This window comes from Pseudomonas sp. TSRC2-2 (assembly GCF_049897785.1).
Classification (GTDB): domain Bacteria; phylum Pseudomonadota; class Gammaproteobacteria; order Pseudomonadales; family Pseudomonadaceae; genus Aquipseudomonas.
Genome location: NZ_JAFCWZ010000009.1, coordinates 86,078 through 112,150, shown reverse-complemented (window position 1 = coordinate 112,150; position 26,073 = coordinate 86,078). Strand labels below are relative to the sequence as shown.

Genomic DNA, 26,073 nt, shown 5'->3' with positions numbered 1-26,073 from the left:
AACAGGCAGCACTGCAAAGTGCTGCCTGTGCGCTCACCCACGTATTGCAATCGGCGACTTACTCGCTCGAGAGCAGATCCATGGTGTGCTTATCCATCATTTCCAGCGCACGGCCACCGCCGCGAGCCACACAGGTCAACGGATCTTCGGCAACGATCACCGGCAGACCCGTCTCTTGCGCCAGCAGCTTGTCGAGGTCACGCAGCAGCGCGCCACCACCGGTCAGCACCAGACCACGCTCGGCGATGTCGGAAGCCAGTTCCGGCGGCGATTGCTCCAGCGCGCTTTTCACGGCCTGAACGATGGTTGCCAGCGACTCTTGCAGAGCTTCGAGCACTTCGATGGAGTTCAGGGTGAATGCGCGTGGAACGCCTTCGGCCAGGTTGCGGCCGCGAACATCGACTTCGCGAACTTCGCCGCCCGGGTAGGCCGTACCGATTTCCTGTTTGATGCGCTCTGCGGTGGATTCACCGATCAGGCTGCCGTAGTTGCGGCGTACGTAAGTGATGATCGCTTCGTCGAAACGGTCGCCGCCGACACGTACGGATTCGGCATAAACCACACCGTTCAGGGAGATCAGGGCAATTTCAGTGGTACCACCACCGATGTCCACGACCATCGAACCGCGCGCTTCCTCAACCGGCAGACCGGCACCGATCGCAGCAGCCATCGGCTCTTCGATCAGGAACACTTCACGGGCACCGGCGCCAAGGGCCGATTCACGGATGGCACGACGCTCAACCTGGGTGGACTTGCAGGGAACGCAGATCAGCACGCGTGGGCTGGGCTGCAGGAAACTGTTTTCGTGAACCTTGTTGATAAAGTACTGCAGCATCTTTTCGCAGACGCTGAAATCGGCGATCACGCCATCCTTCATCGGACGAATGGCAGCAATGTTGCCCGGCGTACGGCCGAGCATGCGCTTGGCCTCGGTGCCGACAGCGACGACACTTTTCTGGTTACCGTGTGTCCGAATGGCCACAACCGATGGCTCATTCAGGACGATACCGCGCTCGCGCACGTAAATAAGGGTGTTGGCAGTGCCCAGGTCAATGGAAAGATCGCTGGAAAACATGCCACGCAGTTTCTTGAACATGGGAAAGGGACCCTAGGCAACGCGTGGGTAAAAAAGTGCGGCAAACTCTAACAACGACAGGGATTTTGGGCAAGGCGCCAATATGTTAAATTGGCCGCTTTTCTGTGCACCAAGCCCCACAATCGCGGCCTTATGACCGTAGAAGTGCGGTAGTGTTCCGACAATCTAACACACGGACGCCGTCCGTTCTGTTTTCCACTGGAGAATCCCGATGGCGCTAGAACGCTCCGACGTGGAAAAAATCGCGCACCTGGCCTGCCTTGGCCTCAACGATGCCGATCTTCCACACATTACTTCCGCCCTCAACAGCATTCTCGGGCTGGTCGACGAAATGCAGGCCGTTGATACCGACGGTATCGAGCCGCTGGCCCACCCCCTGGAAGCCAGTCAGCGCCTGCGCGCCGACGTGGTGACCGAGACGAATAATCGCGAGGCTTACCAGTCCATCGCACCAGCGGTCGAAAACGGCCTGTATCTGGTTCCGAAAGTCATCGACTAAAGGGAAAGAGCCTGCAATGCATCAAATGACTCTGGCCGAGATCGCCCGCGGTCTCGCCGATAAAAAGTTTTCCTCCGAAGAGCTGACCAAAGTCCTGCTGGCGCGTATCACCCAGCTCGACCCCCAGCTCAACAGTTTCATCAGCCTCACCGAGGATCTGGCCATCGAGCAGGCGAAAGCCGCCGATGCACGCCGGGCCAATGGTGAGAGCGGCGCCCTGCTCGGCGCGCCGATCGCCCACAAAGACCTGTTCTGCACCCAGGGCATCCGCACCAGCTGCGGCTCGAAGATGCTCGACAACTTCAAAGCACCGTATGACGCCACCGTGGTCGCGAAACTGGCCGCTGCCGGTGCAGTGACACTGGGCAAGACCAACATGGACGAATTCGCCATGGGTTCTGCCAACGAGTCGAGCTGGTACGGCGCGGTGAAAAACCCGTGGAATCTGGAACACGTGCCGGGCGGATCGTCCGGTGGTTCGGCCGCCGCTGTCGCTGCTCGCCTGTTGCCTGCCGCGACCGCCACCGACACTGGCGGCTCGATCCGTCAGCCGGCGGCATTCACCAACCTCACCGGCCTGAAACCGACCTACGGTCGCGTGTCGCGCTGGGGCATGATCGCCTACGCTTCCAGCCTCGATCAGGGTGGCCCGCTCGCGCGCACCGCTGAAGACTGCGCAATCCTGCTGCAAGGCATGGCCGGTTTCGATCAGAACGATTCGACCAGCATCGATGAGCCAGTACCGGATTACTCCGCCAGCCTCGGCGATTCCCTGCAAGGCCTGCGCATCGGCGTGCCGAAGGAATACTTCAGCGCCGGTCTCGACCCGCGCATCGCCGAACTGATCCAGAACAGCATCCAGCAGTTGCAGAAGCTCGGTGCGGTCATCAAGGAAATCAGCCTGCCGAACATGCAGCACGCGATTCCCGCGTACTACGTGATCGCCCCGGCAGAGGCTTCTTCGAACCTGTCGCGTTTCGACGGCGTGCGTTTCGGCCACCGCTGCGAGAACCCGGAAAACCTCATCGACCTGTACAAGCGCTCCCGTGGCGAAGGTTTCGGCCCTGAAGTGCAGCGCCGGATCATGGTCGGTGCCTATGCGCTGTCCGCCGGTTACTACGATGCCTACTACCTGAAAGCGCAGAAGATCCGTCGTCTGGTGAAGAACGATTTCATGGCGGCGTTCAATGAAGTCGACATCATCCTCGGCCCGACCACGCCGAACCCGGCCTGGAAACTCGGCGCGAAGAACAGCGACCCGGTCGCTGCCTATCTGGAAGACGTCTACACCATCACCGCCAACCTCGCCGGCCTGCCGGGCCTGTCGATGCCGGCCGGTTTTGTCGACGGTCTGCCGGTGGGCGTGCAGTTGCTCGCGCCGTATTTCCAGGAAGGCCGCCTGTTGAACGTTGCCCACCAGTATCAGCTCAACACTGACTGGCACACCCGCACCCCAACCGGCTTCTGAGGAGACACACATGCAATGGGAAGTCGTGATCGGGCTGGAGATTCACACTCAGCTCACCACCCGGTCGAAAATCTTTTCCGGTAGTTCCACCACGTTCGGCTCCGAGCCTAACACTCAGGCCAGCCTGATCGATCTGGGCATGCCCGGCGTGTTGCCGGTGCTGAACCAGGAAGCGGTGCGCATGGCAGTGATGTTCGGTCTGGCGATTGACGCCGAGATCGGTCAGCACAACGTGTTCGCGCGCAAGAACTACTTCTACCCGGACTTGCCGAAGGGCTACCAGATCAGCCAGATGGAATTGCCGATCGTCGGTAAAGGCCACCTGGACATCGCCCTGGAAGATGGCACGGTCAAACGTGTCGGCATCACCCGTGCGCACCTGGAAGAAGACGCCGGCAAGAGCCTGCACGAAGAATTCAACGGCGCCACCGGCATCGACCTGAACCGTGCCGGCACGCCGCTGCTGGAAATCGTTTCCGAGCCGGACATGCGCAGCGCCAAGGAGGCCGTGGCTTACGTCAAGGCGATCCACGCGCTCGTACGTTACCTCGGCATTTGTGACGGCAACATGGCTGAAGGTTCGCTGCGTTGCGATTGCAACGTGTCGATCCGTCCGAAAGGTCAGGTTGAATTCGGCACGCGCTGCGAGATCAAGAACGTCAACTCGTTCCGCTTCATCGAGAAGGCGATCAACTCCGAGATCCAGCGCCAGATCGAGCTGATCGAAGACGGCGGCAAAGTGATCCAGCAGACCCGTCTGTACGATCCGAACAAGGACGAGACCCGTCCGATGCGTTCGAAAGAGGAAGCCAACGACTACCGTTACTTCCCCGATCCGGACCTGCTGCCGGTGGTCATCGAAGAATCGTTCCTCGGCGAAGTCCGCGCCACCCTGCCGGAACTGCCACCGCAAAAGCGCGAGCGCTTCCAGAGCCAGTTCGGTCTGTCGGCCTATGACGCCAACGTGCTGGCCACCAGCCGTGAGCAAGCGGATTACTTCGAGAAAGTCGCGGCCATCGGTGGCGACGCGAAACTGGCGGCGAACTGGGTGATGGTCGAGTTGGGCAGCCTGCTCAACAAGCAGGGCCTGGACATCGACGAGTCGCCGGTTTCCGCGCAACAGCTGGGCGGCATGCTGCAGCGCATCAAGGACAACACCATCTCCGGCAAGATCGCCAAAGTGGTGTTCGAAGCGATGGCCAACGGAGAAGGCAACGCTGACGAAATCATTGAAAAGCGTGGCCTGAAGCAGGTGACCGATACCGGCGCGATCTCCGCCGTGCTCGACGAAATGCTCGCGGCCAACGCCGAACAGGTCGAACAGTACCGCGCGGCAGACGAAGCCAAACGCGGCAAAATGTTCGGCTTCTTCGTCGGCCAGGCCATGAAAGCCTCCAAAGGCAAGGCCAACCCGCAGCAGGTGAACGAATTGCTGAAAAGCAAGCTCGAAGGCTGATTCCGGCCCCGCGCTCGGGGATCGTTCCCACGCTCTGTGTGGGAATGCCGCCCCGGACGCTCGGCGTCCATGCGGTATGACGCAGAGCGTCACGGGATGCATTCCCACGCCGGAGCGTGGGAACGATCACTTTGGAGTATTTCAATGAAACGTTTGCTCGGCGCCTGCGCCCTGCTCTCCCTGCTGGCCGGTTGCGCCAGTACCGACACCATCGACCCGCACGGTTACGACCAGACCGGCGTCGCCTCCTATTACGGAGCCAGACATCACGGTAAACGCACCGCCAGCGGCGAAGCGTTCAACCAGCATTCTCTGACTGCCGCCCACCGCCAGTTGCCGTTCGGCACGCGGGTGAAGGTCACCAACCTGAAAAACGATGAATCAGTCGTGGTCCGCATCAATGACCGTGGCCCGCACACCCGGGGCCGGCTGATCGATCTGTCGCGCGAGGCCGCCGATGAAATCGGCATGCTGCGCAGCGGCACCGCACGGGTTCGCGTGCAGGCCCTCGACTGATGGAGCACCGACCATTTTCGGACTAGCCGATCTGCCGCTGATCAACGTCATCGAACTGCTCAGCGGCCTGTGTCTTCTGATCATCGGCGCCGAGCTGATGGTGCGCGCCGCCGTACGTCTGGCCGAGCGTCTGCATGTGCGCCCGCTGATCATCGGTCTGACGATCGTCGCCCTCGGCAGCAGCGCGCCGCAAATGACCGTCAGCCTGCAAGCGGCGCTGACAGACAACCCCGACATCGCCGTCGGCAGCGTGGTCGGCAGCGGCATCTTCAACATTCTGGTGACCCTCGGCCTGTCGGCGCTGATCATCCCGCTGCGCGTGTCGCGACAATTGGTGCGCCTGGATATCCCGCTGATGATCGGCGCCAGCCTGCTGGTATTCATCCTGGCCTGGAACAAGGACCTGGGGCGTTTCGACGGCATCCTGCTGCTCGGCGCCTTGGCGCTGTACCTCGGCTTGCTGCTGCGCCAGTCGCGACATTCGACCCGCCCGCATGGCACACGACCGCAGGAGACTCGGCAATCCTGGCTGATCAGTGTGCTGATGATTCTCGCTGGCCTGGCCATGCTGGTTTTCGCCGGTCGTTTGCTGCTCGGCGCCGCTGTGGCCGTGGCCACCGACCTGGGCCTGTCGGAACGGGTCATCGGTCTGACCGTGGTCGCGGTCGGCACCTCGCTGCCGGAACTGGCGACCTCGCTGATCGCCGCGTTGCGCGGGCAGCGCGACATTGCCGTGGGCAACGTGATCGGCGCCAATCTGTTCAACCTGCTCGGGGTGCTCGGGCTGACCGCGTTGCTCGCACCGGCGCCGTTGTCCGTATCGCCCAATGCGCTGGATTTCGACCTGCCGGTGATGCTCGCCGTGGCTGCGCTGTGTCTGCCGGTGTTCTATTCCGGCTATCGCGTGACGCGGGCTGAAGGCTTGCTGCTGCTCGGTTTGTATCTGGTCTACGGGCTGCATGTGGTCTCGTTCACCACCGGCATGCCGCTGGCCGGCAAGCTCGAGCGCTTGATGCTGTTTTATGTCTTGCCGGCGCTGCTGACGTTTCTGCTGTTCACGTCGATCCGCGCCTGGCGTCGCCAACACCACAAGAGAGATGTGCCATGAGCGAATCGAAGCAGTCCGGGATTGAAATCCGTCGTCAGGTCATGGGCGATGCCTTTGTTGATCGCGCGCTGGGCAACGCCACTGAGTTCACCCAGCCGTTGCAGGATTTCGTCAATGAACACGCGTGGGGCGGAGTCTGGAATCGCGAAGGTTTGCCGCTGAAAACCCGCAGCCTGATTACCCTCGCCGCCCTGACCGCATTGAAGTGCCCCCAGGAGTTGAAGGGCCACGTGCGCGGCGCGCTGAACAATGGCTGCAGCGTGGAGGAGATTCGCGAGGCGCTGCTGCATTGCGCGGTGTATGCCGGGGTGCCGGCGGCGATCGATGCGTTTCGCGCGGCGCAGGAAGTGATCGACACTTACCAGAAAAGCTAAAAGATCGCAGCCTTCGGCAGCGCCTACAGGAGACCGCATTTCCATGTAGGAGCTGCCGAAGGCTGCGATCTTTTGATCTTGCCTTTAGATCCATCCACCCCACTGCAACACAAAGATCCCGACATTGGTGGTAATCGCCGCCATCAATGTGGTCAGCACGATGATCGCCGCCGCCAGCTCATGATTGCCCTGCGCTGCCCGGGCCATGACGAAACTTGCCGCCGCCGTCGGGCTGCCAAAGTACAGAAACAGAATCCCCAGCTCTGCCCCACGAAAGCCCCACAACCATGCCCCCAGTGTCGCCAGCACGGGTAAACCGACCATTTTCACCAGACTGGAACTGAGCGCCATCTTGCCGCTCTTGCGCAACGCCGCGAGTGACAGCGTGCCGCCGATACAAATCAGCGCCAACGGCAACGTGGTCTGGGCCAGATACTGGCCGGAGGTTTCCAGCCAGCCCGGCAGTCCGATCTTGAAGTAAGCAAACGGCGCAGCGGAAATCACGCTGATGATCAGCGGGTTGCTGAACACGCTTTTGCAGATGCTCCACGGATCGGACTTGATCACCGGGCTATACACCGCCAGGACGATGGTCGACAGGGTGTTGTAGAACAGGATCACCAGCGCCGCGAGAATCGCTCCGAGGGAAATGCCGTAATCGCCATACATGCTGGCGGCGAGCGCCAGACCGATCACGCCGTTGTTGCCACGAAACGCGCCTTGGGTGTAGATGCCGCGATCTTCACGCGGACACCTGAAAATCGCCCAGCCCCAGGCGACGGCGAAACTCACCAGGGTAGCGAGGGAAAAGTAGATCAGTAGCGACGGTTGCAGCGCGGCGTGCAGGTCCGCGTGGAGGATGCCGAGAAACAGCAGCGCCGGCATGGTGACGTTGAAGACCAGCGACGAGGCGGTGTGGATGAAGTTGTCGTTGATCCAGTCGATGCGCTTGAGCAGCACACCGAGAAACAGCATGGCAAACACCGGCGCGGTGATGTTCAGGGTTTCAAGAAAGATTGCCAGCATGCCGGAGAGCCTTGGGTGAGCGTCGATAGGGGGCTAATGATAAGCCACTGAACTCTATTGAAGATCAAAAGATCGCAGCCTGCGGCAGCTCCTACAGGAAAAAACGCATTCCAAGGTAGGAGCTGCCGCAGGCTGCGATCTTTTCAAGGCAACTCGGTCTCAGGTAATCGGCGCCGGGTTGAACAAGGTGATGTCGTTATGCAGCTTGTGCTTCTCCGCCCAGGTCTGTTGCTTGCCGCTCGCCACGTCAAGATAGTAGTGAAACAGTTCCCAACCCAACTCCTCGATGGTCGCGCGCCCGGTAGCAATGCGCCCGGCATCGATGTCGATCAGATCCGGCCAACGCTGCGCCAGTTCGGTCCGCGTCGACACCTTGACCACCGGCGCCATCGCCAAGCCGTAAGGCGTGCCGCGCCCGGTGGTGAACACATGCAGGTTCATCCCCGCCGCCAGTTGCAAGGTGCCGCAGACAAAATCGCTCGCCGGCGTCGCACAGAAAATCAAACCCTTTTGCTTGAAGCGCTCGCCCGGGCCAAGCACGCCATTGATCGCACTGCTGCCCGACTTGACGATCGAGCCCAGCGATTTTTCGACAATGTTCGACAACCCGCCCTTCTTGTTGCCCGGCGTGGTGTTGGCGCTGCGATCCGCTTCGCCCTTGGCCAGGTAACGGTCGTACCAGTCCATTTCGCGCACCAGCTCTTGCGCGACGGTTTGCGTCTGCGCCCGTGAGGTCAGCAGGTAGATCGCATCGCGCACTTCGGTGACTTCGGAAAACATCACCGTCGCCCCCGCGCGCAACAGCAAATCCGAGGCGTAACCCAGCGCCGGGTTGGCGGTGATGCCGGAAAATGCATCGCTGCCGCCGCATTGCATCCCGAGAATCAGCTCGGACGCCGGCACGGTTTCGCGGCGACGCTGGTCGAGTTTCTTCAGGCGCACTTCGGCCAGCTCCATGATCTGCTCGATCATTTCGGTGAAGCCGTGACTGGAGTCCTGCAGGCGATACAGCCACGGATCGCTGAGATCGACCGACGCATCGTCCTCGTGCATCACCTGCCCGGCCTGCAGTTTCTCGCAACCCAGACTGATCACCAGCGCCTCGCCACCCAGGTTCGGGTTGCGCGCCAGGTTGCGCACGGTCCGAATCGGGATGTAGGCGTCGGTGGCGGTGATCGCCACGCCGCAGCCATAACTGTGGGTCAGCGCCACTACGTCATCGACGTTCGGGTACTTGGGCAGCAGCTCTTCCTTGATGCGCTTGACCGCATGATCGAGCACTCCGGTGACACACTGTACGGTCGTCGTTATGCCGAGAATGTTGCGCGTGCCGACGGTACCGTCGGCGTTGCGATAACCCTCGAAGGTGAACCCTTCCAGCGGTGCCTGCGCGTCCGGCACGTCGGTGGACAGCGGCAGGCTGTCCAGCGGCGGCGCGGTCGGCATGCGCAATTGATCTTCCTTGACCCAACTGCCGCGACGGATCGGCTGCAAGGCGTAACCGATGATCTGCCCGTAACGAATCACCGCGCCGCCTTGGGGAATATCCTCCAAGGTGACCTTGTGGCTCTGCGGTACGAAATCCACGGTGACCAGGCCATCGGCAAACTCGGTACCGGCCGGTACGCCCTGATCGTTGACCACCACTACAACGTTATCCCGCTCGTGCAGGCGGATGTAGCGCGGCGAGTCGGAATGTTCAATCAACTGCATGACGCCGCTCCTCAGGAATGCGCTTGAGACAAATTGCCGGTGACTTCATTGCCACCCTTCGCTGGCGGCTCTTTCAAGACCACACGCTTGATCGGGCCGACGATTACCAGATAGCTGAACACCGCGACCAGTGCGTTGGCGCCGACAAACACCAGCGCCCACTTGAACGAGCCGGTGGAGCTGATGATGTAGCCGATCACGATCGGCGTGGTAATCGAAGCGATGTTGCCGAAGGTGTTGAACAGGCCACCGCTCAGACCTGCGATCTGTTTTGGCGAGGTGTCGGAGACCACCGCCCAGCCCAGTGCGCCAACCCCTTTGCCGAAGAATGCCAGAGCCATGAAGCCCACGACCATCCATTCCACGTCAACATAGTTGCACGCCACGATGCTGCTCGACACCAGCAGACCGGCGATGATCGGCGCCTTGCGGGCGAAGGTCAGCGAGTGGCCTTTGCGCAGCAGGTAATCGGAAATCACCCCGCCGAGCACGCCGCCGATGAAGCCGCAGAGCGCCGGCAACGAAGCGATGAAACCGGCCTTGAGAATGGTCATGCCACGCTCTTGCACCAGATACACCGGGAACCAGGTCAGGAAGAAATAGGTGATGCCGTTGATGCAGTACTGGCCCAGATACACGCCAAGCATCATGCGGTTGGTCAGCAGCTGACGGATGTAATCCCACTTCGGACCGTCGGACTTCTTGCCCTTCTGATCCATGTCGACCATGCCGCCGTTGTCAGCGATGTGTTTGAACTCGGCCTCGTTGACGCGTGGGTGTTCGCGCGGGCTGTAGATGACTTTCAGCCACACCAGCGAGAACACGATACCGAGGATACCCATGACGATGAACACGTGCTCCCAGCCGAAGCTGTAGACGATCCAGCCCATCAGCGGCGCGAACAACACGGTGGCAAAGTATTGCGCCGAGTTAAAGATCGCCGAAGCGGTGCCGCGTTCAGCGGTCGGGAACCACGCCGCAACGATGCGCGCGTTGCCGGGGAACGATGGCGCTTCTGCCAGGCCCACCAGGAAGCGCAGCATGAACAGCGCAACCACTGCTGTGGACATGCCGAACTCACCGACAAAGCCTTGCAGCACGGTGAACAGCGACCAGGTGAAAATGCTCAGGGCATAGACTTTTTTCGAGCCGAAGCGATCGAGCAGCCAGCCACCGGGAATTTGCCCGGCCACGTAGGCCCAACCGAATGCGGAAAAGATATAGCCGAGGGTGACGGCGTCAATGCCCAGATCCTTCTGCAGGCTGGAGCCAGCAATGGCGATCGTGGCACGGTCGGCGTAGTTGATCGTGGTCACCAGAAACAGCATGAGCAGGATCAAATAGCGGACGTGAGTCGGCTTGGAGGATTGCATGCAGATGTACTCCCACTGATTATTTTTATGCGGGGTGAAGCTTCTTTGGTCTTGCATTTATTCCCTGCAGGAGCTGCCGAAGGCTGCTCCTGCAGGGGTATTGCGTGTATCAGGAGCCTACGTAGGCGGTTTTCACCACGGTGTAGAACTCTTGCGCATAGCGGCCCTGCTCACGGGAGCCGTAGGACGAGCCTTTGCGCCCGCCGAACGGTACGTGGTAATCCACACCGGCGGTCGGCAGGTTGACCATCACCATCCCGGCCTGGGAGTGGCGCTTGAAGTGGTTGGCGTACTTCAACGAAGTGGTGGCGATGCCGGCCGACAGACCGAATTCGGTGTCGTTGGCCATCGCCAATGCTGCGTCGTAGTCCGCCACGCGCACGACGTTGGCGACCGGGCCGAAGATCTCTTCGCGGCTGATGCGCATCGACGCTTCGCTGTCGGCAAACAGGGTTGGCGCGAGGAAGTAACCCTCGGTATCGCACGTCACCACACCACCGCCACTGACCAGACGTGCACCTTCGGACTGGCCGATGTCGATGTACTTCATGTCCTGTTCAAGCTGCGCCTGGGAGACCACCGGACCGATGTCGGTGCCGGCTTTCAGCGCGTGGCCGACCTTGATCGACTTCATGCGTTCGGCCATGGCCTCAACGAACTTGTCATGAATGCCGGCAGTCACGATCAGACGGCTCGACGCGGTGCAACGCTGGCCGGTGGAGTAGAACGCGCTCTGCACCGACAGCTCGACCGCTTGCTTGAGGTCGGCGTCGTCGAGAATGATCTGCGGGTTCTTGCCGCCCATTTCCAACTGAACCTTGGCCTGACGCGAAACGCAGTTGACCGCGATCTGGCGACCCACGCCCACCGAACCGGTAAAGCTGATGCCGTCGACTTTCGGGCTCTGCACCAGCGCATCGCCAACCACACGCCCGCTGCCCATTACCAGGTTGAACACACCGGCCGGGAAGCCCGCGCGGGAGATGATTTCCGCCAGCGCCCAGGCGCAGCCCGGCACCAGATCGGCAGGTTTGAGCACGACGCAGTTGCCGTAGGCCAGGGCCGGAGCGATTTTCCACGCCGGGATGGCGATCGGGAAGTTCCACGGGGTGATCAGACCGACCACGCCGAGCGCTTCGCGGGTGACTTCGACGTTGACGCCCGGGCGTACCGACGGCACGTAGTCACCGGACAGGCGCAGGCATTCGCCGGCGAAGAACTTGAAAATGTTGCCGGCGCGGGTCACTTCACCGATCGCCTCCGGCAGGGTCTTGCCTTCTTCACGGGCCAGCAGCGTGCCGAGCTCTTCGCGACGGGCGAGGATCTCGGTGCCGACTTTATCCAGCGAATCGTGACGGGCCTGAATGCCCGAAGTGGAATAGGCCGGGAACGCAGCGCGAGCAGCGTCGATGGCGGCGTTGACCTGGGTGAGGTCAGCCTTGGCGTAGTCGCCGATGGTGTCGCTGAGTTCGGACGGGTTGATGTTGGCCGAGTAATCGGCACCGGCGACCCATTCGCCATTGATGTAGTTGTCGTAGCGTTTTGCAGTTGTCACAGGGCAGCCCTCAACTCTAAAAGCCTTTACGCAAAAAGCCGCTGATTGCTCAGCGGCCTCGCTTTTCTCGTTTACTGCGCGCCTTGCTTGTCGATCAGCGCAGCGAGCATTTCGTACTCTTCGCCGGTCAGGTCGGTCAGCGGCGCACGCACCGGACCTGCGTCATAGCCGGCGATTTTTGCACCTGCCTTGACGATGCTCACCGCGTAACCGGCCTTGCGGTTACGAATGTCCAAGTACGGCAGGAAGAAGTCGTCGATGATCTTGCCAACGGTGGCGTGATCTTCGCGAGCGATCGCGTGGTAGAAGTCCATCGCGGTTTTCGGGATGAAGTTGAACACCGCCGAGGAGTAGACCGGCACGCCCAACGCCTTGTAGGCAGCGGCGTAAACTTCGGCGGTCGGCAGACCACCCAGGTAGCTGAAGCGATCACCGAGGCGGCGACGGATCGACACCATCAACTCGATATCGCCCAGGCCGTCCTTGTAGCCGATCAGGTTCGGGCAGCGCTCGGCCAGACGTTCCAGCAGCGGCGCAGTGAGGCGGCAAACGTTGCGGTTGTAGACGACCACGCCGATCTTCACCGATTTGCACACGGCTTCAACGTGCGCGGCAACACCGTCCTGGCTTGCTTCGGTCAGGTAGTGCGGCAGCAGCAGCAGGCCTTTGGCGCCCAGACGCTCGGCTTCCTGAGCGTATTCGATGGCCTGACGGGTCGAACCACCGACACCGGCCAGAATCGGCACGCTGGTTTCGCAGGTGTCGACGGCAGTCTTGATGATTTCCGAGTATTCGCTGGCCGCCAGGGAGAAGAACTCACCGGTGCCGCCCGCTGCGAACAGAGCCGAAGCGCCATACGGAGCCAGCCATTCCAGGCGCTTGATGTAGCCCGCGCGGTTGAAATCGCCTTGCGCGTTGAAATCGGTTACCGGGAAAGACAGCAGGCCGGCAGAGAGGATGGACTTCAGTTCTTGTGGATTCATTATTCGAACACCCTGGTAGCAACGTTTTATTGTGAGTGGATCGTTCAGCCTTCGCCGAAGTTGTAGGTCATCGTACAACTTAAAAGATAACCGTCAACTGCATTTCATCGTTGGCAGTACTTTTTTGTCGGACAAAGTCGACTTCTGCACGTTGGAAAATCGCTGGAAGGCCCGTCCCGGCAGCATTTGCCGGCGGAAATATCTGGTCTGGATTCGTTTAATCGCCAAGGGACGAGCGGCTCGTAAAGTACGCCCGCTGCCACGAAGGATCGTGGCGGACCACTCAAAGGAAGCCGATATGTTCATGCATTTTGCCGCCCCCAGCCTCACAACCACCGCCACAGCGCAGGACGACTGCGTCACCGTTCAGCTCTCGCAATTGCCCGACATCCTCACCGTACAAATTCCGGATTCCAGCGATTTCGCGGCGAACTGGAGCGTCTACGCGATTCTCGGCAGCGACGCCGAGGAGCCCGAGTGGGAAGGAGATGAAGTGGACACGGGCGCCTGGGACGACGCCGAAGACGAGATGGAAAAACTGTTCGACATCGAGGTTCATCTGCCGAAAGAAGCGCTGCAACCGTACCTGAACCGCGAGGTGGAGCTGCGCTACAAGTTTCGGGACGAGTCGAGTATGGAGCCGTATTCGCTGCCGCTGAGGATGCGCATAGAGGCGTAAGAATCAGCCTCGCTGCGCCTGCGCCTCTTCATGGGCCTGGCGCAGTCTTTCGCGGCTGTTGGTCAGATGCAGGCGCATAGCCGCACGGGCGGCATCGGAATCCTGGCGGGCAATCGCGTCGTAGATTTCTTCATGCTCGCGGCTCAACCGGCCCATGTAGTGCTGCTGATCATCATGGGCCAGGCGCGCCGAGTTCAGCCGCGTACGCGGAATGATGCTGGTGCCAAGGTGGGTCATGATGTCAGTGAAATAGCGGTTGCCGGTGGACAGGGCGATTTCGAGGTGGAAAGCGAAGTCCGACGACACCGCGTCACTGGCATGCGAGGCGCTTTCGTTCAACGCGTCGAGGGCGGCGCGCATGGTTGCCAATTGTTCGGGGCTGCGACGTTGCGCGGCGAGGCCGGCGGATTCGACTTCGAGGCTGATGCGCAATTCGAGAATCGCCAGCACGTCACGCAGGGTGACGACGGTGGCCGGATCGATGCGGAAACCGCTCGGGCTCGGCGTATCGAGAACAAAGGTGCCAATGCCGTGGCGGGTTTCCACCTGGCCGGCGGCCTGCAGACGGGAAATTGCCTCGCGAACCACAGTGCGGCTGACGCCATGGGCTTCCATGATCGCCGATTCGGTGGGCAACTTGTCGCCACGCTTGAGCAGGCCATCGCGGATCTGCTCGCTCAACACCGTCACCAGTTCCTGGGCGAGGCTGCGGCGCTTGCGGGGGAGGCGCGGGGTGTCGATCAGCTTTTCCATGGTTTGTATCTTGTCTCGAAAGTTCGGCTTGGCGCCATCATAGCTCAAGCGGGTTGTACGATCACCGTCAACACGACCTCCATGTATGAGCAGCCGAAGGCTCCTGCAAGGGATGCGTGGGGTCAGGCAGTCACGGGTTGCTCTAGCAAGTGTCCGCTGTCGATCCGCACATGCCTCGGATGGAATCGTTTCAAACTGCTTCGATGACCGACACTGACAATGCTCAACCCGGGAATCTCATCAATCAGCGCCTGATACAACGTCGCCTCATCCTCTTCGTCCATCGCCGAAGTCGCCTCGTCCATGTACAGCCATTGCGGCGCATAGAGAAGCGCACGGGCGAAGGCCAGGCGTTGCTGCTCACCCGGCGAGAGCATGCGCTGCCAGTGATTGGCTTCATCCAGCCGCCCGACCAGGTGTGGCAAACGACAGGTTTCCAGCACTTGTGCATAACGTTGCGGGGCGTAAGTGTCGCCGGGCTGTGGATAACTCAGCGCTTCACGCAACGTGCCGATCGGCAGATAAGGTTTCTGCGGCAGGAACAGATAGCGCGCTGCTGGCAAACGAATATTGCCGTGCCCCGCTGGCCATAAATGCCCCATCGCCCGCAGCAATGTGGATTTGCCGCTCCCGGAACGGCCGCTGAGCATCACCCGCTCACCCGGTTCAACGGTCATGTCGGCGCTGGTCAGCAGGTGACGACCGTCAGCCAGGTCAAGGCCGAGGCCCTTCACTTGCAATTCGCTGCCCTGATTCTGCACATCAATGGCCGGAGTGCGCTGTTCGTTGTCGGACATCGCCTGACGGAAACTCAGCAGACGATCACAGGTGGCGCGCCATGCAGCCAGATCCGAGTAGGCGGTGATGAACCAGCTGAAGTTCTCCTGCACGTTACCGAACGCCGAGTTGATTTGCATCAGCTCGCCCAGCTCGATCTTGCCGGACAGGTAGCGCGGCGCCGCGACAATGAACGGGAAAATAATCGCGATCTGACCATAACCGGACGTGAAGAACGTCAGGCGCTTGGACACGCGCATGATGTCCCAGAAGTTGTGCCAGACCAGCCCGAAACGGCTGCTCAAGCGGCGGTTTTCATTCGGCTCGCCGTTGTACAGCGCAATACTCTCGGCATTCTCACGCACCCGCACCATGGAGAAACGCAGGTCGGCCTCGAAGCGTTGCTGCTGATTGTTCAGGCCGATCAAGCGGCGGCCGATGAGGTGCGTCAGCCAACTGCCGACGGCTGCATAGAGCAGCGCACACCAGAACATGTAGCCGGGAATCTCGATGCCAAACACTTCGATGCTGCCTGACACGCCCCACAAAATGATCGAGAACGAGACCAGGCTGACAATTGTGCGCAGCAGCCCGAGGCCCAGGCTCAGGGTGTTGGCGGTGTAGGTATTGAGGTCTTCGGAAATCCGCTGGTCGGGGTTATCGGTGTAACCGCCCTGCTCCAGCTGGTAATAGTTCTTGTGGTCGAGCCAGCGCTTGAAGTGCTTTTCGGTCAGCCACGCCCGCCAGCGGATGGTCAGCATCTGCGTCAGGTACAGGCGATACACCGCGCCAAGAATCGCTACCGCAGCGATACCGCAGAAATACAGGATCAACTGCCAGAACGCCGCCTCGTCCTTCTTCTGCAAGGCGTTGTAGAAATCCTTGTACCAACTGTTGATCCACACCGAGATCGCCACGCTGAACAACGTCAGCGCAATCACGGCAATCAGCAACGTCCAGGCCTTGCCCTTCTCTTCACTGCGCCAGTAAGGCGTGGTCATCGCCCACACCTTGCGAAAAAACTGCCCGCGCACCGCATCGTTGACCGCGCAATATTCAGCGTTCTGATTCATGGATAAGGCTCGATAAAGATAAGAACAGACACGCACCGATCATAGATGATCGGTGCGTTTTTTCGCGACGGCTAGAGATAGTCGTTCAGCGCAGGTTCAGCGACGAACCGGACGCTTCTGCAGTTTGCGCTGCAGGGTGCGGCGATGCATGCCCAAGGCGCGGGCAGTGGCGGAGATATTGCCTTCGTGTTCGGTGAGCACGCGCTGAATGTGCTCCCACTGCAGGCGATCGACCGACATCGGGTTTTCCGGCACCAGACTGTCCAGGTCGGCATGCTCGGAGAGCAACGCAGCCAGCACGTCGTCAGCGTCGGCCGGCTTGCACAGGTAGTTGCAGGCACCGCGCTTGATCGCCTCGACCGCAGTGGCGATGCTCGAATAACCGGTGAGGATCACCACGCGCATCTCCGGATCCAGTTCCAGCAGCTTGGGCAACAGCACCAGACCGGAGTCGCCGTCCATTTTCAGGTCCAGCGCGGCGTAATCCGGCAGATCGGCCTGGGCGATGGTCAGGCCTTCTTCGGCGGAACCGGCGGTGCTGACGCGAAAGCCACGGCGGGCCATGGCGCGGGCCATGACGCGGGTGAAGGTCGCGTCGTCGTCGACCAGCAGCAGATGCGGCAGTTCTTCGCCTTCGACTTGGATTTCGTCACTCATGTTAGGTCTCCTCGGGCGCCGTGGGGCAGGCGCAGCTCGGTGAGCGTGCCGCCTTCCTCATGACTATAGAGTTTCACTGAGCCGCCGGCGCGTGTCACGCTGGCCTTGCTCAAAAACAGGCCCAGGCCGAAACCTTTGCCCTTGGTGGTAAAAAACGGTTTGCCGATCTGCTCGGCAATGGCCAGCGGCACACCGGCGCCGTGGTCGCGGATGCTGATGGTCAGCGTCTCGGCGTCCCAATCGAGGGTGACCTGAAGGTTTTCCGGGCAGGCGTCGGCGGCATTGTTCAGCAGATTGAGCAGCGCCTGGGTCAGATCCGGGGGCGGCGCCATGCGTGGCACACTGCCTTGGCCAAGACGCTGGAAGCGATAACTGGCCTCCGGGCGCATCAAGTGCCAGCGGTTCAGCGCTTCATCGAGCCAGTCGGTGACGTCCTGCATTTCGACTGCCAGACGCCGGTTGGCCTCGGCGGCACGCACCAGTTGCTGCAAGGTTTCCTTGCACAACTTGACCTGATCCTGCAGCACCTTGAGATCGTCCTGCAACATCGGGTCGGGATGGTCCTGCTGCATTTCCTTGAGCAGCACGCTCATGGTCGCCAGCGGCGTGCCCAACTCATGCGCGGCACCGGCGGCCTGGGTTGCAACGGCGAGTAACTGCTGATCGCGCAGACCCTCTTCACGGCGAATTGCGCGCAATTCTTCTTGCCGGCGCAGCTCTTCAGCCATGCGCGCGGCGAAGAAGGTAATCACCGCAGCAGCCAGCGCAAAGCTCAGCCACATGCCGTAGATCTGCAGATTCTCGCGGGCGACCGGCAAGGTTTCCAGCGGATAGAAACGCGTCAGCATCACGGTGTACAGCGCCAGCGCAATGCCCGAGAGGATCACCGAATAGCGCCACGGCAGCGTCACCGCCGCGATGGTCAGCGGCACCAGATAATAGGAAACGAACGGGTTGGTCGAACCGCCGGAGAAGTACAGCAGCGCACTGTGGATCACCAGATCGCAGGCCAGTTGCAGCGCATATTCAAGCTCGGTCACCGGCCACGACGTGCGCAGGCGCACGGCGGTGAACACGCAGAGCAGAATCGAGCAGCCCAGGGTCATCGCCAGCTGCACCCACGGCAACGGCAACAATTGCAGCCAATACGCCAGGCCCACGGACCCGGCCTGCGCGGCGAGCACCAGGGTGCGGATAAAAGTCAGCCGCCAGAGGTTCTGGCGAGTGGCGGAAGTCAGTTGTACGGGGGCGAGCATGAGCTCTCCTGATGAGCGCTCCAGGCGGATCGCACGGAGTATAACCAAGGCGCGGGCGTGAGAGGCGAAAGTGCGGCAAACGACCACATGGCAAATTCTTCTCCAGCGGCTGATACAACGCATCGTGGGAGCGAGCCTGATCGCGAAGGGCTGCGCAGCTGCCCCGGCAACTGTATAGAAGTTGTAACTGGGCGAACCGGATCGTAGAAGTTAGAGTCTGATGGTTCACGCAGGCCGCGACCCATCACCTGCGCCTCATTCAAGGAGCCTTCATGCACACATTTCGCCGCAGCGCCGCCCTCCTCGCTCTGACCGTCGGCAGCGTCGCCAGCCTTCCGGCGCTGGCCGCCGATGAGCTGCATTACAACCAGATTTCCCTGCGCGCCGAAGTCAGCCAGGAAGTGGCCCGCGACCAGATGATCGTGACCCTCTACACCGAAGAGCAGAACACCGACCCGGCCAAACTCGCCGCCGCCATCAGCACCACCATGAACAAGGCCACCGCCCAGGCCAAACAAGTCAAAGACATCACCCTGCGCACCGGCAGCCGCAACAGCTATCCGATCTACGACACCAAAGGCCAGAAGATCACCGGCTGGCGTGAACGCGCCGAACTGCGCCTGGAAAGCACCGACTTCGCCGCCCTGTCCAAACTCACCGGCGAGTTGCTGACCGACCTGAAAATGGGCGGCATGGACTTCGCCATCGCCGACCCGACCCGCAAGGCCAGCGAAGACCAACTGCTCAAAGAAGCCGTCACCGCCTTCAAGACCCGCGCCCAACTGGCCACCGATGCCCTGGGCGGCAAGGGCTACAAAATCGTCAACCTGAACCTCAACAGCAACGGTTACCCACAACCGTACCTGCGCGCGCCGATGATGATGAAAGCCGCGGCCATGGATTCGGCGCCGGTCACGCCGGAAGTCGAAGCCGGCACCAGTCAGGTCGGCATGACCGCTGATGGCTCGATTGAAGTGTTGATGCAGTGATTTGATTTGGGCTGGATGAAAGCCGCCGATCGGTGAATGATCGGCGGTTTTTTTGTGTCCGGGATTTGTGGTGAATGTTCCACCGCTTTCGCCAGCATGAAGATCTGCTGAATCGCCAGCGCCGTATTGCGCTGCGGACGCCCCAACTGATCGGCGAAATCACTGGCCAGGGTGTTGGCTGAAGCGAGTGATTCACAGGCGTGAGCCAGCAGGCTTTCGGTGTCGATGTCGGGCCGGATCAGAAACATCGTGCTGGGTGAATGCGGTTTGCCGGGTGGCGGGCAGAGGTAGAAATCGAGGGCACGCTTGATGGCTTCGCGGTTCTTCGCGAGATCGTCGGCGCGTAGCGCGGCTTCGAGGGGGGTTGAGGTTTCTTCGGGTGGGTCGGGGACTGGTTTGGTCATGCGCTTCACCTATGAGGTTGAGCCATCTCGATGCCGTTTCTCACACGGCGAAGAGGTGGCAGCTTTGTGCGGGGTGAGAAAACCGGTCATAGGCACCCGGCCGGACATAAGCCCGCCCGCACAGAGCCGCCATAACGCACTTTGCAGGCAGCAGACTTGCTGGCGGCAATTATGCGGATCTGGGCACTGAATGACTATGAATGTCGGGTTCTCACGCCCGATCGCTGAACAACCAGCGACGACCCAAGCCTAGAGAGCGGACGTCCGACGGACAACCTGAAAACCTTGTGGGAAGGTTCGGGTTATTTGGCATCGGAATTAAACAAACTCAAGCCCTCGGGTGCATGGACATGCCTCGTCGCGAGTAGGCTCACTCCCACAGAAAAGCAAAAGCAAAAGCAAAAGATCGCAGCCTTCGGCAGCTCCTACACAATGAGCGCAAGCTCGAGTGCTCTTGATCTTGATCCACCGGCGACGTCGGAAGGCTGAGTGGAGGGATTGATCAGGGCGTGGGAGCGCAGCGACCGTCTGGCGCAGCCAGACACAGCGCAAGGAGGTGCAGCGAAGCAAACCGGAGCCGCTGCGCCCGGATCAGTCCCGGAGCGAAGGAACCCGAGCCTGCGAGGGCCGAACGCAGGAGCAAGCGTTTTGGGTTACCTTTTTGCTGGGCCGGCACTCCGGCGTTTGAAAAAGGTGACTCGCCGTAAGGGCGAAACCGTAATCAGCAACACCCGCAGAAACGGATATACACCCAAACCCCCAAGAGCCTGGTCGGCCCAAAGGCCGCCAAGGTGCCACCAATCGAAACACCCAGTTGCACCAAGTAAAACTCCCCAATCCCTGCCCCAATCCACCCCACCCAAGCCCACCCCAAAAACCCCTCAACCCCGCCCATCCCCGAGGGTATAAATAAGTAACACCAAGCCCCACCCAAGCGCACCCGATACCTCCAACGCACCATTTCAGTGCCCCGTATGCACCGCAAAAACCACTCGCAAACGGTCAAATGCGTCAAAAGTTACACGGATGCGACATTAAGGTACGTTCGTGCCACGGTTTAACGCCGCCGACCGCTCTGGATCTTGCATTGGGTATGGCCCCTGCATAAGTATCCGCAGGCACGACTCACGAGGTCGTACCTCACTACTAAAAAATGACAACAAATCATGAGGCCAACATGCTTAAACACGCGGTCATTCCGTTTTTAGTCGGCGCAGGCTTGTTAGCCTCCGCACCGTTCGCATCCGCTGCGACTAACCTGGTGTTCTGCTCCGAAGGCAGCCCGGCCGGTTTCGACCCAGGCCAGTACACCACCGGAACCGACTTCGACGCCTCAGCCGAAACCATGTTCAATCGCCTGACCCAGTTCGAGCGCGGCGGCACCGCCGTGATTCCTGGCCTGGCGACCAAGTGGGACATTTCCGACGATGGCCTGACTTACACCTTCCACCTGCGCGAAGGCGTCAAGTTCCACACCACCCCGTATTTCAAGCCGACTCGTGAATTCAACGCCGACGACGTGCTGTTTACGTTCAACCGCATGATCAACAAGGACGACCCGTTCCGTAAGGCGTACCCGACCGAATTCCCGTACTTCACCGACATGGGGATGGACACCAACATCACCAAGATCGATAAAGTCGACGACCACACCGTCAAGTTCACCCTGAAAGAAGTCGACGCCGCGTTCATCCAGAACATGGCGATGAGCTTCGCCTCCGTGCAGTCCGCCGAGTACGCGGCCCAACTGCTCAAGGATGGCAAAGCCGCCGATATCAACCAGAAGCCGATCGGCACTGGCCCGTTCGTGTTCAAGAGCTACCAGAAAGACTCGAACATCCGTTACACCGGCAACAAGGATTACTGGAAGCCTGAAGATGTGAAGATCGACAACCTGATCTTCGCCATCACCACTGACCCGTCGGTGCGTATCCAGAAACTGAAAAAGAATGAGTGCCAGGTCACCCTGTTCCCGCGTCCGGCGGATCTGAAAGCGCTCAAAGAAGACAAGTCGCTGAAGATGCCGGATCAGGCCGGCTTCAACCTTGGCTACATCGCCTACAACGTGATGGACAAGGTCAAGGGCAGCAACGAGGCCAACCCGCTGGCTGACCTGCGCGTGCGTCAGGCGCTGGACATGGCCGTGAACAAGCCGCAGATCATCGATTCGGTTTACCAGGGCGCGGGCCAGCTGGCCGTCAACGCCATGCCGCCGACCCAGTGGTCTTACGACACCACGATCAAAGACGCCAAGTACGATCCTGAGAAAGCCAAACAGCTGCTCAAGGAAGCCGGCGTCAAGGAAGGTACCGAGATCGTCCTGTGGGCGATGCCTGTACAGCGTCCATACAACCCGAACGCCAAACTGATGGCTGAAATGCTCCAGTCCGACTGGGCCAAGATCGGCTTGAAAGTGAAGATCACCAGCTACGAGTGGGGCGAGTACATCAAGCGCTCCAAAGGTGGCGAGAACCAGGCCATGATCATTGGCTGGAGCGGTGACAATGGTGATCCGGACAACTGGCTGAACGTGCTGTTCGGCTGCGACTCCCTCAGCGGCAACAACTTCTCCAAGTGGTGCGACAAGAAGTTCGACGGTCTGGTGAAAGAAGCCAAACGCACGACCGATCAGGGCAAGCGCACCGAACTGTACAAACAGGCGCAACACGTCCTCAAAGATGCAGTCCCGATGACACCTATCGCTCACTCGACGGTGTACCAACCCATGCGCGCCAACGTGCAGGATTTCAAGATCAGCCCATTCGGCTTGAATTCTTTCTACGGCGTCAGCGTCAGCAAGTAAGGCATTGCAACGGCGGCGTTTCTGACGTCGCCGTTGTTTTATCTACCGGGTAAACAGGAAAAGGCCTACACCAAAATCCGTAGTAGATGATTGCTTCGGTATTGGCGCGTCGACTTTTCCTACGAGCATTAAGGCAATTACGTATTTACTGCCAGAAGCACGGTGCCTACCGTCGCGTACTGACCAGTTTCTGCGTGGGCCACCGGTTTGCCGTACGTCATGGTTTGAGCTCAATGTTGCCTGAACGTCTGTGGATGAGACGACGGCGCATTGCACAACACTAAAAAGAGGGAGCGTCATGCGCCATACCTTGAAGTTTTCCGCATTGCTGGGGGCCGGCCTGTTGGCCGCGTCGTCCGCCAGTTTCGCCGCACCAAAAAGCCTGGTGTTCTGCTCGGAAGGCAGCCCGGCGGGTTTCGATACCGCGCAATACACGACGGCCACCGATAACGACGCCGCCGAACCGCTGTACAACCGACTGGTCGAGTTCGAAAAAGGCGCGACCAATGTCGTACCTGGCCTGGCAACCACATGGGATATTTCCGAGGATGGGCTGAAATACACCTTTCATCTGCGTGAAGGTGTGAAATTTCATACGACTCCTTATTTCAAGCCAACCCGCGACTTCAACGCCGACGACGTGCTGTTCACGTTCAATCGCATGCTTGATGCGCAACAGCCGTTTCGTAAGGCTTACCCGACCGAATTCCCGTATTTCAACGGGATGAGCCTGAACAAGAACATCGCCAAGGTCGAGAAGACCGGGCCGCTGACCGTGGAGTTCACGCTCAACAGCGTCGACGCCGCGTTCATTCAGAACATCGCCATGAGCTTCGCCGCGATCCTGTCTGCCGAGTACGCCGACAAGCTGCTGGCCGAAGGCAAGCCGAGCGACATCAACCAGAAACCGATCGGCACCGGGCCGTTCGTGTTCAAGAGTTATCAGAAAGATTCGAACATCCGTTACACAGGCAATAAACAGTACTGGGACCCGAGCCGGGTCAAACTCGACAACCTGATCTTCGCGATCAACACCGATGCCTCGGTACGCGTGCAGAAGCTCAAGGCCAACGAGTGCCAGATCACCCTGCACCCACGCCCTGCCGACGTTGAAGCGTTGAAAACCGATCCGAAGCTGCAACTGATTTCCAAGCCGGGCTTCAACCTCGGCTACATCGCCTACAACGTCCGCCACAAGCCTTTCGACCAGCTCGAAGTGCGCCAGGCGCTGGACATGGCGGTTAATAAACAGGGAATTCTCAACGCTGTTTATCAGGGCGCCGGCCAACTGGCCGTCAACGCCATGCCACCGACCCAGTGGTCCTACGATGACACCATCAAAGACGCCGCCTACAACCCGGAAAAAGCCAAAGAGCTGCTCAAGGCTGCCGGCGTGAAAGAAGGCACCGAGATCACCCTGTGGGCGATGCCGGTGCAGCGTCCGTACAACCCGAACGCCAAACTGATGGCCGAAATGCTCCAGTCCGACTGGGCCAAGATCGGTCTGAAAGTGAAGATCGTCAGCTACGAATGGGGCGAGTACATCAAGCGCACCAAGAACGGCGAGCATGATGTCAGCCTGATCGGTTGGACCGGTGACAATGGGGATCCTGACAACTGGCTGGGCACGCTGTACAGCTGTGACGCCATCGGCGGCAACAACTACTCCATGTGGTGCGACCCGGCGTACGACAAGCTGATCAAGCAGGCCAAGGTCGTTACCGACCGCGAACAGCGCACCGTGCTTTATAAACAGGCCCAGCAATTGCTTAAACAGCAAGTGCCGATCACGCCAGTCGCCCACTCGACGGTCAACCAGCCGTTAAGCACCCGGGTCGAAGGGTTCAAAGTCAGCCCGTTCGGCCGCAACGTATTTTCGGGCGTCAGTATCGATTAAACCCACCGATTAGCCGCAATGCTGAGGGGAGCCGTCTACTCCCCTCACGCAAGCGCTTTGCCGAAATTCGCCAATCCGGCTTTTTGCAAACGTTTGCGATGTGTGAACGAGTTCTAAACCAATAACCGGACTACCAAAAAAAGCCGGGATAAAAAGAAAGTAAAGGAGCTTCACCCATGAAACTGAGCAGCACCGCGATACTGGCCCTGGCCATCAGCAGCATCACCGCGACGGCGTATGCCGAACCTGCAAGTCAGGAATTCGTCCCTACCACACTGGCCGGCAGCAGCGCCCAAAGCGAGGCCAAAGGCTTTATCGATGGACAAAGCCTGGGCGGCACAACCCGCAACTGGTATGCCAACGAACTGAAGCGTCGTGATGACCGTTTCAGCTACGTGAAAAACAGCGACAAGAACACGTCGCCATTGGTCAAGACGCCGACTGCGCGTCGCATCAACTGGGTACAGGGCACCATCGTCAACTACACCTCGGGCTTCACCCAAGGCACCGTTGGCGTGAGCACCGAAGTCGCCGCTTACAACGCCATTGTGCTTGACGGTGACCGCAAGAATATCGCCGGCGGCTCCAACCGTACTCTGGCCGATTCCGACGGCGACGCCGTTGACCAGTGGAGCAAACTGGGCCTGGCCAACGTCAAGTTCCGCGTGTCCAACACCACCCTGACTGCCGGTCGCCAGAACTTCAGCACGCCGATCGTGGATGTCATCGGCAACCGTCCGCTGCCTTCGAGCTTTGAAGGTATCAGCCTGCACAGCGAGGAATTCAACAACCTGTCGTTCGACCTGGGCGGGTTTGACCGCGTCTCGCCGCGTACTGAGCAGAGCCTGTCGAAATTCCGCACCGAATATTCGCAAACGGGCGTGGAGACCGACAAGGTCTACACCGCAGGCGTGAACTACCAGCCGCTGAAGAGCCTGAAAACCAGCCTCTATGTCGCCAATGTCGAAGATTTCTGGAACCAGTACTACTTCGGCGGCACCCACGAACTGGGTGATAGCCAGGTGCTGAGCCTGACCACCGGTCTGAACTACTACAAGACCGTCGATGAAGGCAAAAAACTGATGGGCAACATCGACAACGATACCTACTCGCTGTCGCTGGGTCTGACTCACCAGGCTCACAGCCTGACGTTCTCGTACCAGGAAGTTAACGGTAACGAGTACTTCGACTACCTGCACGAAACCAACGGCATCTACCTGGCCAACTCCCTGCTGTCGGACTTCAACGGCCCGAACGAGAAGTCATTCCAGATCGCTTACGGCATCAACATGGCCGAGTACGGTGTACCTGGCCTGAAGTTCAACATCTACCAGGCACGCGGCTGGGGCATCGACGGTACTCACTACCGTGGCACCGCCTACACCGACCCGGGCGCCAAGCGCGGCGACCTGAGCCTGATGGATGGCGAGTCCCACTACGAATACGGTGTCGGGGCTTCCTACGCTGTGCAAAGTGGCCCGCTCAAAGCCACTGCAATTCGCGCGACGTACACCACTCACCGCGCCAGCGAGCATCAGGCTGACGGCAACATCAACGAGTTCCGTCTCGTGACCACCATCCCGTTCAACATTCTGTAAAAACGCCAACCGACGGCTGA

At 60.0% G+C, this 26,073-nt stretch carries 21 protein-coding genes and 1 pseudogene; 11 read left to right on the top strand and 11 right to left on the bottom strand.

Going from position 1 to position 26,073, the window contains the following annotated elements:
* Positions 1 to 58: 58 nt before the first annotated feature.
* Complete coding sequence (gene mreB / locus ACP7D9_RS19035) at positions 59 to 1,096, bottom strand: rod shape-determining protein MreB (RefSeq protein WP_426159115.1); 1,038 nt, start codon at positions 1,094 to 1,096, stop codon at positions 59 to 61.
* A gap of 211 nt (positions 1,097 to 1,307) precedes the next feature.
* Here mreB and gatC point away from each other — a divergent pair, with 211 nt between their 5' ends.
* The 6 genes from gatC (at position 1,308) to ACP7D9_RS19005 (ending at position 6,517) form a co-directional block, all read left to right on the top strand.
* The gene (gatC, locus tag ACP7D9_RS19030) at positions 1,308 to 1,595 is read left to right on the top strand and encodes an Asp-tRNA(Asn)/Glu-tRNA(Gln) amidotransferase subunit GatC (protein WP_024011606.1); all 288 of its coding nucleotides are present in this window, start codon (positions 1,308 to 1,310) and stop codon (positions 1,593 to 1,595) included.
* A 16-nt stretch (positions 1,596 to 1,611) separates the two neighbouring features.
* Positions 1,612 to 3,063, top strand: a complete 1,452-nt coding sequence (gene gatA / locus ACP7D9_RS19025) for an Asp-tRNA(Asn)/Glu-tRNA(Gln) amidotransferase subunit GatA (RefSeq protein WP_101159230.1) — start codon at positions 1,612 to 1,614, stop codon at positions 3,061 to 3,063.
* Between the two features lie 10 nt (positions 3,064 to 3,073).
* Entirely contained in the window at positions 3,074 to 4,519 is a 1,446-nt protein-coding gene (gatB, locus tag ACP7D9_RS19020) for an Asp-tRNA(Asn)/Glu-tRNA(Gln) amidotransferase subunit GatB (RefSeq protein WP_101159229.1), read from the top strand.
* A gap of 144 nt (positions 4,520 to 4,663) precedes the next feature.
* Positions 4,664 to 5,035 carry a septal ring lytic transglycosylase RlpA family protein gene (locus ACP7D9_RS19015; RefSeq protein WP_101159228.1) on the top strand — a complete coding sequence of 124 codons (372 nt, stop codon included), beginning with the start codon at positions 4,664 to 4,666 and terminating at the stop codon, positions 5,033 to 5,035.
* A gap of 31 nt (positions 5,036 to 5,066) precedes the next feature.
* Positions 5,067 to 6,143 carry a calcium/sodium antiporter gene (locus ACP7D9_RS19010; RefSeq protein ID WP_397480110.1) on the top strand — a complete coding sequence of 359 codons (1,077 nt, stop codon included), beginning with the start codon at positions 5,067 to 5,069 and terminating at the stop codon, positions 6,141 to 6,143.
* The gene (locus ACP7D9_RS19005; RefSeq protein ID WP_101159227.1) at positions 6,140 to 6,517 is read left to right on the top strand and encodes a carboxymuconolactone decarboxylase family protein; all 378 of its coding nucleotides are present in this window, start codon (positions 6,140 to 6,142) and stop codon (positions 6,515 to 6,517) included. Before ACP7D9_RS19010 ends, ACP7D9_RS19005 begins: the two co-directional genes overlap by 4 nt.
* A gap of 84 nt (positions 6,518 to 6,601) precedes the next feature.
* Here ACP7D9_RS19005 and ACP7D9_RS19000 read toward each other — a convergent pair whose 3' ends face one another.
* The 5 genes from ACP7D9_RS19000 to kdgD all read right to left on the bottom strand — a co-directional run bounded on the left by ACP7D9_RS19000 (position 6,602) and on the right by kdgD (position 13,167).
* Entirely contained in the window at positions 6,602 to 7,543 is a 942-nt protein-coding gene (locus tag ACP7D9_RS19000; protein WP_101159226.1) for an AEC family transporter, read from the bottom strand.
* 159 nt (positions 7,544 to 7,702) lie between these two features.
* A complete protein-coding gene (gene garD, locus ACP7D9_RS18995; RefSeq protein ID WP_312995153.1) occupies positions 7,703 to 9,256 on the bottom strand; it encodes a galactarate dehydratase in 1,554 nt (517 codons plus the stop codon).
* Between the two features lie 11 nt (positions 9,257 to 9,267).
* Positions 9,268 to 10,629: an MFS transporter gene (locus ACP7D9_RS18990; RefSeq protein WP_426159111.1), complete on the bottom strand. Its 1,362-nt coding sequence runs from the start codon at positions 10,627 to 10,629 to the stop codon at positions 9,268 to 9,270.
* A 109-nt stretch (positions 10,630 to 10,738) separates the two neighbouring features.
* Positions 10,739 to 12,184, bottom strand: a complete 1,446-nt coding sequence (locus tag ACP7D9_RS18985; protein WP_312995149.1) for an aldehyde dehydrogenase family protein — start codon at positions 12,182 to 12,184, stop codon at positions 10,739 to 10,741.
* A 71-nt stretch (positions 12,185 to 12,255) separates the two neighbouring features.
* Entirely contained in the window at positions 12,256 to 13,167 is a 912-nt protein-coding gene (kdgD, locus tag ACP7D9_RS18980; RefSeq protein WP_042557640.1) for a 5-dehydro-4-deoxyglucarate dehydratase, read from the bottom strand.
* A 124-nt stretch (positions 13,168 to 13,291) separates the two neighbouring features.
* Between kdgD and ACP7D9_RS18975 the strand changes: the two genes are divergently transcribed.
* Positions 13,292 to 13,846 (top strand): hypothetical protein, encoded by a 555-nt coding sequence (locus ACP7D9_RS18975; protein ID WP_256589837.1) that lies wholly within the window; start codon positions 13,292 to 13,294, stop codon positions 13,844 to 13,846.
* 3 nt (positions 13,847 to 13,849) lie between these two features.
* On the opposite strand, the gene ACP7D9_RS18970 is transcribed toward ACP7D9_RS18975, so the two are convergent.
* The 4 genes from ACP7D9_RS18970 to ACP7D9_RS18955 form a co-directional block, all read right to left on the bottom strand.
* A complete protein-coding gene (locus ACP7D9_RS18970) occupies positions 13,850 to 14,599 on the bottom strand; it encodes a FadR/GntR family transcriptional regulator (RefSeq protein WP_178081198.1) in 750 nt (249 codons plus the stop codon).
* 122 nt (positions 14,600 to 14,721) lie between these two features.
* Positions 14,722 to 16,449, bottom strand: a complete 1,728-nt coding sequence (locus tag ACP7D9_RS18965; protein WP_426159104.1) for an ABC transporter ATP-binding protein/permease — start codon at positions 16,447 to 16,449, stop codon at positions 14,722 to 14,724.
* Positions 16,450 to 16,545: 96 nt separating this feature from the next.
* Positions 16,546 to 17,106: a response regulator transcription factor gene (locus ACP7D9_RS18960; protein ID WP_003221630.1), complete on the bottom strand. Its 561-nt coding sequence runs from the start codon at positions 17,104 to 17,106 to the stop codon at positions 16,546 to 16,548.
* Positions 17,103 to 18,362 carry an ATP-binding protein gene (locus tag ACP7D9_RS18955; RefSeq protein ID WP_101159220.1) on the bottom strand — a complete coding sequence of 420 codons (1,260 nt, stop codon included), beginning with the start codon at positions 18,360 to 18,362 and terminating at the stop codon, positions 17,103 to 17,105. Before ACP7D9_RS18955 ends, ACP7D9_RS18960 begins: the two co-directional genes overlap by 4 nt.
* A 272-nt stretch (positions 18,363 to 18,634) precedes the next feature.
* On the opposite strand from ACP7D9_RS18955, the gene ACP7D9_RS18950 reads away from it, so the two are divergent.
* Positions 18,635 to 19,351 (top strand): SIMPL domain-containing protein, encoded by a 717-nt coding sequence (locus tag ACP7D9_RS18950; protein ID WP_101159219.1) that lies wholly within the window; start codon positions 18,635 to 18,637, stop codon positions 19,349 to 19,351.
* An 86-nt stretch (positions 19,352 to 19,437) separates the two neighbouring features.
* Here the strand turns inward: ACP7D9_RS18950 and ACP7D9_RS18945 are convergent.
* A pseudogene (locus ACP7D9_RS18945) lies at positions 19,438 to 19,755 on the bottom strand (DUF6124 family protein); the annotation flags it as partial.
* A gap of 1,177 nt (positions 19,756 to 20,932) precedes the next feature.
* Here ACP7D9_RS18945 and ACP7D9_RS18940 point away from each other — a divergent pair.
* The 3 genes from ACP7D9_RS18940 to ACP7D9_RS18930 all read left to right on the top strand — a co-directional run bounded on the left by ACP7D9_RS18940 (position 20,933) and on the right by ACP7D9_RS18930 (position 26,053).
* Positions 20,933 to 22,558 carry an ABC transporter substrate-binding protein gene (locus ACP7D9_RS18940; RefSeq protein ID WP_101157994.1) on the top strand — a complete coding sequence of 542 codons (1,626 nt, stop codon included), beginning with the start codon at positions 20,933 to 20,935 and terminating at the stop codon, positions 22,556 to 22,558.
* Positions 22,559 to 22,856: 298 nt separating this feature from the next.
* Entirely contained in the window at positions 22,857 to 24,455 is a 1,599-nt protein-coding gene (locus ACP7D9_RS18935) for an ABC transporter substrate-binding protein (protein WP_426159100.1), read from the top strand.
* 176 nt (positions 24,456 to 24,631) lie between these two features.
* A complete protein-coding gene (locus tag ACP7D9_RS18930) occupies positions 24,632 to 26,053 on the top strand; it encodes an OprD family porin (RefSeq protein WP_101157998.1) in 1,422 nt (473 codons plus the stop codon).
* Positions 26,054 to 26,073: the final 20 nt, after the last annotated feature.